Here is a 7,690-nt window from a genome sequence, read left to right on the forward strand (position 1 = left end):
GACGGTGACCGTCAGCGAAACCAGGATCGTCGCCACCGCCACCTCCGGCATGAAGTGCGACGGCAGCGTCATGATATGCGCGACCACGAACCAGGCGGCGATGCCGCCGGCGGCAAGCGCGAACAGCGCGGTCGCAAGGCCGATCAGCACATATTCCAGCGAGAAGGCGGTAATCAGCGTTCGTCGCGTCGCGCCGAGAGTCTTCAGCACCACCGCGTCGTGGATGCGCGCCCGGTTGCCGGCGGCCAAGGCGCCGGAGAGCACCAGCACCGAGGCGATCAGCGCCACGCCGGCGGCGGCGCGGATCGCCGTGCCCAGTTGCGCGACCAGCCGGTTGACGATATCGAGCGCATCCTTGACGCGCACCGTCGTCACCGCCGGAAAGGCGCGGGTGACGGCATTGAGCAAGCGCGCATCGTCGGCCATGGTGGCGCTTTTGTCGGTCAGCGTCGCCAGCCAGCCATGCGGCGCCCCGGCAAAGCTGTTGGGCGAGAACACCATGACGAAGTTGATGCCCATCGTCTCCCACTGCACCTGGCGGAAATTGGCGATCTTCGCCGTGACGTTGCGTCCCAGCACATTGACGGTCACGCTGTCGCCCAGCTTCAGCCCGATCGCCTTGCCCTCCTCGGCCGAGAACGACACCAGCGGCTCGCCGGAATAATCCTGCGGCCACCACGCGCCCTCGGTCAGCGTCGCATTCTCCGGCTGCTTGGCGTCATAGGTCAGGCCGCGGTCGCCACGCAGCACCCAGGCGCCGTCGGCCGGGATCTTGACCTTGTCGACGTCGACGCCGTTGAGCGCCATGATGCGGCCGCGCAACATCGGCACCTTGACCAGCGTTCCCCGTGGCGACTCCTTGCCGACGAGGCTGGCGAAGGCATCGACATCGCCGCTCTGGATGTCGACGAAGAAGAAGTTCGGCGCCCGCTCCGGCAGGCTGCCGGATATCTGCCGCCTGAGATTCCCATCGATCAGCGCCAGCGTCACCAGCAGCGTCAGCCCAAGCCCGAGCGAGAGCACCACCGACGGCGTCAGCGCGCCTGGACGGTGGATGTTGCCGAGCGCCAGCCGCAGCGACACGGAGCGCACGCGCGGGCTCTTTTTCGCCGCCCACTGCACCAGCGCCGCCACCAGCCGCAGCACCAGGAAGGCAAAGACGGTGGCGCCGACGAAGATCGAGGCGATGCGGGTGTCGTTGGCCGAAAGGATCGCCAGCGCAGCCAGCGCGACGACGATCGCCAGCGCCGCACCGGCATAAGGCAGGCGCGGCAGGCCGCGGCTCTCGAATCCCATCTCGCGAAACAGCGCGGTCGCCGGCACGTCGCGCGCGCGGCCGAGCGGCAGGAGCGCGAAAGCCAGCGTCACCAGCAAGCCGAAGAGCGCCGCCATGGCAAGCGCGCCCGGATAGAAGCCGCCTTGCGCCGGCACCGGGATGACCGATTGCAGGAGCGCGCTCGCCACGAACGGCATCGCGGCGCCGAGGATCAGCCCGAGCACGATGCCGAGGCCGGCGATCAAAAGGATCTGCACGAGATAGACGGTGAAGACGAAGCCGCCCGAGGCGCCCAGGCTCTTGAAGGTGGCGATGACGCCGCGCTTGCCGTCGAGATAGGCGCGCACGGCATTCGCCACGCCGACGCCGCCGACCACCAGCGCCGTCAGCCCGACGAGCGTCAAAAACTGCGAGAAGCGCTCGATGTTGGCGGAGAGCGCGGGGGCGGCGTTGCTGCGCGTGCGGATCGACCAGCCGGCCTGCGGGAAATCCTTCGCGGCTTGGGTCTGGATGTCCTTGATCCGCGCCTCCGACGTGCCGTCGGGCAGCCGCACCTTATAGGCGTTCTCGACCAGGCTGCCCGGCTGCACCAGGCCGGATGCGGCAAGCCCTTGGCCCGAGATCATCAGCCGCGGCGCGAAGCCGAAGCCGTCCGACACCGCATCCGGCTCGCTCACCAGCCTCGCCCGCAACTCGAAAACGGCGCCGCCGAGCTTCAGCCGGTCGCCGACGTGAAGGTTGAGCCGGTCGAACAAAAGGTCGGGCGCGGCGGCGCCGAATACGCCGGATCTTTCGCCGAACAACTGCTCCTTCGGCAGCGCCGGATCGGTTTCCAGCGCGCCGTAGAGCGGATAGGCGTCGTCGACGGCCTTGGCCTCGACCAGCGCCTGGTCGGACCCGTCCTCCAGCCGCGCCATCGAGCGCATGCCGGACGTCTGCGACACCGCGCCGAGGCTGCGGATGAAGCCGAGCTCGGCGTCAGAAGCGCTGCGCTGGTTGACCTGGAAGCGCAAATCGCCGCCAAGCAGCGTCTGGCCCTGATCGGCGACACCGGCCGAGATCGCCTGCGCCACCGAATTGACGCCGCCGATCGCCGCGACGCCGAGCGCGATGCAGGCAAGGAAGATCATGAAGCCGGACAGGCCGCCGCGCATCTCGCGCAGCGAGAAGCGGATGGCGAGCTTCAATGTCCGCATCAGGCGGGTACCTTCACGGCTTTGGGCGCATCCTCGATCCGCCCCGAGCGCATCGAGACCTGGCGCGCGCAGCGCCCGGCGAGCGTGGGATCATGCGTGACCAGCACCAGCGTCATGCCGCGTTCCGCCGCCTTGGCGAAGAGGAGGTCGGCGATCTGCTTTCCCGTCGCCTGGTCGAGATTGCCGGTCGGCTCGTCGGCGATGAGGATGCGCGGCGACGGCGCCAGCGCCCGGGCGATCGCCACCCGCTGCTGCTCGCCGCCGGAAAGCTCGCCGGGATAATGCGTCACGCGGTCGCTCAGGCCGACCGCCGCGAGTTCCCGCGCTGCCACCCCGAACGGATCGGCATGGCCGGCAAGCTCGAGCGGCACCGCGACATTCTCCAGCGCCGTCATGTTGGGGATGAGATGGAAGGACTGGAACACGATGCCGATGTTTCGCCCCCGAAACGAAGCGATCTGATCCTCGCTTTTGTCGTTGATCAGCTCGCCGGCGATCCGGACCGTGCCCGAATCGACCCGTTCCAGGCCGGCAAGGACCATAAGCAAAGTGGACTTGCCGGAGCCCGACGGGCCGACGATGCCGGTGGCTTGCCCGGCCGCCACGTCGAGGCTCACGCCCTTCAGCACATGGACGGCGGACGCGCCCTCGCCGAGCGTCAGCGATACGTCCCTCAGCGCGATGACGGCTTCTGTCACAATGAAAGTGCCCTATATGTGGAAAAAGGAGATGGCCCGTGTCTCCTTCCTTGGGTTGTTCCGGTCATATGGGGCTCGCCGCATGGCATTCAAACATCGTTTTGCCGCAGCCCCCGTTGTTTTCGCAGCCCTCATCTTTTTCCTCGCCCTTTGCGGCGCCATTTCGTCGGCGCGCGCCGACACCTTCACCATCGTCGGCTTCGGCGACAGCCTGATGGCGGGTTACAGCCTCGGCCCGAGCCAGGGCTTCACCGACAGGCTGCAGGCAGCCTTGAAAGCGAAAGGCCTCGACGTCACCGTCGCCAATGCCGGCGTGTCGGGCGACACCTCGAGCGGCGGGCTGGCGCGCCTAGACTGGTCGGTGCCGGACGGCACAAGGCTGGTGATCCTCGAGCTCGGCGCCAACGACATGCTGCGCGGCGTCTCGCCCGAGATTGCCGAGAAGAACCTCGACGCCATGCTCGGCAAGCTGAAGCAGCGCGGCATTCCGGTGCTGCTCGCCGGCATGCGCGCAGCGCCCAATCTCGGCGCCGATTACCAGAAGGCCTTCGACGCCATCTATCCGCGGCTTGCCGAAAAATACGGCGTCCCGCTCTATGCGTTCTTTCTCGACGGCGTCGCCGGCCACCCCGACCTCCAGCTGGAAGATGGCCTGCATCCCAATCCCAAGGGGGTCGACGTCATGGTGGAACGCATCCTTCCCGTGGTCGTGAAGGCGATCGCCGACAATGGGGGGCCGTCATGAGTCCGGAATGCCACGCTTTCCGCTGGGGAAACATTGTGGACAACAAACCGCTTGCCCCGCGCTGATATCGATGATTCGCTAGGGCCGAGAGTTTCGATTCGAGGACAGGAGGCTTCACATGCCACGTCTTTTCACCGCCCTCGAAATTCCGCGTGACGCCGCTCTCTCCTTGTCCCTGCTCCGGGGCGGGCTGCCTGGCGCGCGCTGGATCGATGTCGAAAACTACCATCTGACGCTGCGCTTCATCGGCGATGTCGAGGGCCATGTCGCCGACGAGATCGCCAACGCCCTCGACAGGGTGGACCGCCCCGCCTTCCAGATGACGCTCTCCGGCGTCGGCGCCTTCGGCGGCAAGAAGCCGCATGCGGTATGGGCCGGCGTGTCGCCATCGCCGGATCTCACGGCGCTGCAGGGCGAGATCGACCGCATCTGCCAGCGGCTCGGCCTGCCGGCCGATCCGCGCAAGTTCTCGCCGCATGTGACGCTGGCGCGCCTGCGCAATGCGAGCCCGCTCGATGTCGCGCAATATCTCTCGGCGCGCGGCAATTTCGCGGCGCTTCCCTTCCGCGTCGGCCGCTTCGTCCTGATGTCGTCGCGCGATTCGGTCGGCGGCGGTCCCTACATCGTCGAGGAAGCTTGGCCGCTGGTCGGCGAAACGCTGGCCTCGAGCCGCTTCGCCAGCGCCTCCGACGCCTCGCGGATCATGCGGTAGACCGAGGCGAAAGCCTCGGCGCCGTCATAATAGGGATCCGGCACGTCCACGGCCTTCCCCGTCGCGAAGTCCAGATAGAGATGGACGCGGTCGCGCGCGGCCCGTGGCGCCAGCGCCTTGAGGTCGCGCACATTGGCCCGGTCCATGCCGAGGATCAGGTCGAAGCGCGAGAAATCCTGAGGCAGCACCTTGCGCGCCCTCTGCCCTGAAATGTCGACGCCGTGCCGCGCGGCCACCGCGATCGAGCGCCGGTCCGGCTCTTCGCCGGCATGCCAGCCGCCGGTTCCGGCCGAATCGATCGCAAGGTCCTTGCCGTGCTCGGCGAGCACCGCGCGAAACACGCCCTCGGCCAGCGGCGAGCGGCAGATGTTGCCGAGGCAGACGAACAGAATGGAATTTATAGGCTTCGCGCTCATCGATCCGGCGCTATGGTTGGATCACCTCCGAATAGCACAGGAAACCGACATGACCAGAGACAAACTCAGCAAGGACGCGATCGCCGCCGCGTTAGCGGAACTTGAGGGTTGGTCGCTCGCCGCCGACGGCGCTTCGATCAAGCGCAGCTTCGTCTTCAAGAATTTCTCCGAAGCCTTCGCCTTCATGACGCGCGTGGCCCTGGCCGCCGAGAAGATGGACCATCACCCCGATTGGTCGAATGTCTACAAGACCGTCGATGTGACGCTGAACACGCATGACGCCGGCGGCGTCACGGCGCTGGATATCGAGCTGGCCAAGCGGATGAACCGGTATTTTCACTGAGGGCGAAAAGTCTCGTGACTTCGTCATTCCAGGGCGGAGCAAGGAGCGACGCGACGCGCGCAGATCGTGGCGAACGCTCGCGATCGGCCGAAGCCCGCGAACTTCGTCATCCACGGGCGGAGCGACGCGAAGCGGAGCGCAGACCCGAGGATGACGATCGGAGGGAGGCCTCGGCCAATCGCCAGACTAAGGCGATTGCCAATCACACCCACCAACCGGCAACCGAAATGCTGCTTATCGCAGCCAAACGCCAAGTGAATCCGATTTTCCGACCAGCAGCCCCCTAAACTCTTGCAGCGGCCCCCGGCTTTCACCACATTTTCCCCCGGCAGGCTGGCGCAAGCATGCGCGTGGCCACCAAGGAGCGATTGATGACGCAAGGTCCCGGTTTCGATTTCTTCGGCTTCGGCGACAAGCTCGCCGGCGAAGGCGAGGTCCGCGAGAAATTCTGGCGCACCGCCAAGAAGGCGGCGCGGCAGATTCCGTTCATGGACGAAGTTGTCGCCGCCTATTACTGCGCCATGGACAAGGACACGCCGCTGCGCGCCAAGGCCACGCTGCTCGGCGCGCTCGGCTATTTCGTCCTGCCGTTCGATTTCATCCCCGACGTCATCGTCGGCCTCGGCTACACCGACGACCTCGCCGTGCTGACCGCCGCGATCACCGCCGTCAGCGCCCACATCACGCCTGCCCACAGGCAGGCCGCCAAGGACGCGCTGGCCGACAAGGGCTGAGACCGGCGCGCCTCACATCCGCAAATCAGCAGCTGCGAAAAGACAAACTCTTGCCGTTTTCGTGGCCTCCAACTCCGCGCCGGGACGTCGCGCCAGCCTCAATCCACAGTGGCGGCGCGGATGGTGGCGGTTTCCTGGGGTGAGTTCCTTTTCTTCGAGGGCAATTCACCGTTTGGTAACCCTGATTAAATCAAAATGAAGCGACGGCAGGACGCCACGCGGCCCGCCTCCGCACCATTTGGAATACGGGAAGAACGATGCGCGGATTGATTGCTATAGTTTCCAGCCTGGTCCTGGTGGCCTCGGCAGTGCCGGTGTTGGCGCAGCAGGCGACCAAGATCGGCCAGCACAATGCCTGGGGCACCTACAGCTATCAGTCGGCCGCCGGCAAGGTCTGCTATGTGCTGACCGTGCCGACCGACAAGCAGCCGGCGACGCTCGACCATGGCGACATGTTCTTCTTCGTCAGCCAGCGGCCCGGGCAGCAGGTCTCCTACGAGCCGCAGTTCATCGCCGGCTACAATTTCCAGGAGGGCTCGAAGGCCACTGTCACCATCGACAAGAAGACCTTTTCGATGTTCACCCGCGGCAAGTCGGCCTGGGTCGAGAACGCGGCGGAAGAGCCGGTGCTGATCGCCGCCATGAAGACCGGGTCCGACATGAAGGTGCAGGCCAAGTCCGGCCGCGGCAACCCGACCTCCTACGTCTTTTCGCTGAAGGGCATCTCGGCAGCGCTGGCCTCCATCGCCAAGTGCAAATAGGCTGAGAAACACCCGAATTTGACGTGAAGGCCGGGCCACAAGCCCGGCCTTTTGCCATTCAGCTTGCCCCTTGCGCCTGCATCGGTCGATTCCGCGCACCAGTTCGCCTGGCATTCGCCTGCAGCCATGCGTTCGGGAAAAAATTCCGCTGCGGGACGGAATAGTTTCCGGCCGAGACCGGTAGATAGCGCAAGAGAGGGAGAACGCTCTTTGAGGTGCGTGGCCATGTCCAAGGCCATGTCGAAAACAGGGAGCGGCAAGCACTGGCGTCTTTCAGGGCTTGCAGTCGGGAGGAGCACGCTCCCATCCGGCCCAGCGGTTGCCTGTCCCTGTCCCTGACCGCTGGGCCGCTTTCATGCCGGCTTCGGCTGGGCGGTGAGCTAAGGTAGGCCCGGCGCGCGTCGACGCGGGATAAGACGGGCGGCATGACTTGGACAGATGCGACGAGCGGTATGAGATGGGATGAAAGCGAAGTTCGACGTCATACCGCATCTGGAGGATTTGTGGCGTTACGGCAGGGTGCTCACCGGCAATGATTCCGACGCCGACGACCTGGTGCAGGAGGCTCTCGCCCGGGCGCTGTCGATGGCCGGCGGCTACGATCCCTCCCGGCCGCTGCTGCCCTGGCTGATCAGGATTGTCCGCAACACCTTCTTCACCGGCGCCAGCCGGGCCGATGCCGACAGGCGGCGCCTTGCATCCATCGCCGACATGTCGGATGCGGCCTCGCCGCCGCCGCAGGAGCACAGCGCCGAACTCTCCAACGTGAGCAGGGCGCTTGCCCGGATGCCGACCGACCAGGCCGAAAT

The 7,690-nt window shown here is 66.0% G+C and carries 9 protein-coding genes; 6 read left to right on the forward strand and 3 right to left on the reverse strand.

Annotation, left to right across the window (positions count from 1 at the left end; translation table 11 throughout):
• Both EOD07_RS14935 and EOD07_RS14940 read right to left on the reverse strand, forming a co-directional pair.
• A partial coding sequence (locus EOD07_RS14935; RefSeq protein WP_164772259.1) for an ABC transporter permease occupies positions 1–2,472 on the reverse strand: 2,472 nt, incomplete at its 3' end.
• On the reverse strand, positions 2,472–3,170 hold the full coding sequence (locus EOD07_RS14940) for an ABC transporter ATP-binding protein (protein ID WP_127236016.1): 699 nt from the start codon (positions 3,168–3,170) through the stop codon (positions 2,472–2,474). The genes EOD07_RS14940 and EOD07_RS14935, both read right to left, overlap by 1 nt.
• Positions 3,171–3,252: 82 nt before the next feature.
• On the opposite strand from EOD07_RS14940, the gene EOD07_RS14945 reads away from it, so the two are divergent.
• Both EOD07_RS14945 and thpR read left to right on the forward strand, forming a co-directional pair.
• Entirely contained in the window at positions 3,253–3,915 is a 663-nt protein-coding gene (locus EOD07_RS14945) for an arylesterase (protein WP_127236017.1), read from the forward strand.
• A 118-nt stretch (positions 3,916–4,033) separates the two neighbouring features.
• On the forward strand, positions 4,034–4,627 hold the full coding sequence (thpR, locus tag EOD07_RS14950) for an RNA 2',3'-cyclic phosphodiesterase (RefSeq protein WP_127236018.1): 594 nt from the start codon (positions 4,034–4,036) through the stop codon (positions 4,625–4,627).
• Here the strand turns inward: thpR and EOD07_RS14955 are convergent.
• The gene (locus tag EOD07_RS14955) at positions 4,534–5,043 is read right to left on the reverse strand and encodes a low molecular weight protein-tyrosine-phosphatase (protein WP_127236019.1); all 510 of its coding nucleotides are present in this window, start codon (positions 5,041–5,043) and stop codon (positions 4,534–4,536) included. The genes thpR and EOD07_RS14955 overlap by 94 nt on opposite strands.
• Positions 5,044–5,092: 49 nt before the next feature.
• Here EOD07_RS14955 and EOD07_RS14960 point away from each other — a divergent pair, with 49 nt between their 5' ends.
• The 4 genes from EOD07_RS14960 to EOD07_RS14975 all read left to right on the forward strand — a co-directional run.
• Positions 5,093–5,386, forward strand: coding sequence for a 4a-hydroxytetrahydrobiopterin dehydratase (locus tag EOD07_RS14960; RefSeq protein WP_127236020.1), 294 nt, complete (start codon positions 5,093–5,095; stop codon positions 5,384–5,386).
• Positions 5,387–5,757: 371 nt separating this feature from the next.
• On the forward strand, positions 5,758–6,120 hold the full coding sequence (locus tag EOD07_RS14965) for a YkvA family protein (RefSeq protein ID WP_127236021.1): 363 nt from the start codon (positions 5,758–5,760) through the stop codon (positions 6,118–6,120).
• A 257-nt stretch (positions 6,121–6,377) separates the two neighbouring features.
• Positions 6,378–6,881: an invasion associated locus B family protein gene (locus tag EOD07_RS14970; RefSeq protein WP_040987887.1), complete on the forward strand. Its 504-nt coding sequence runs from the start codon at positions 6,378–6,380 to the stop codon at positions 6,879–6,881.
• Between the two features lie 462 nt (positions 6,882–7,343).
• On the forward strand, positions 7,344–7,690 hold a 347-nt coding region (locus EOD07_RS14975; protein WP_281059054.1), incomplete at its 3' end, for a sigma factor.

The sequence above is a fragment of the Mesorhizobium sp. M2C.T.Ca.TU.002.02.1.1 genome, from assembly GCF_003997225.1.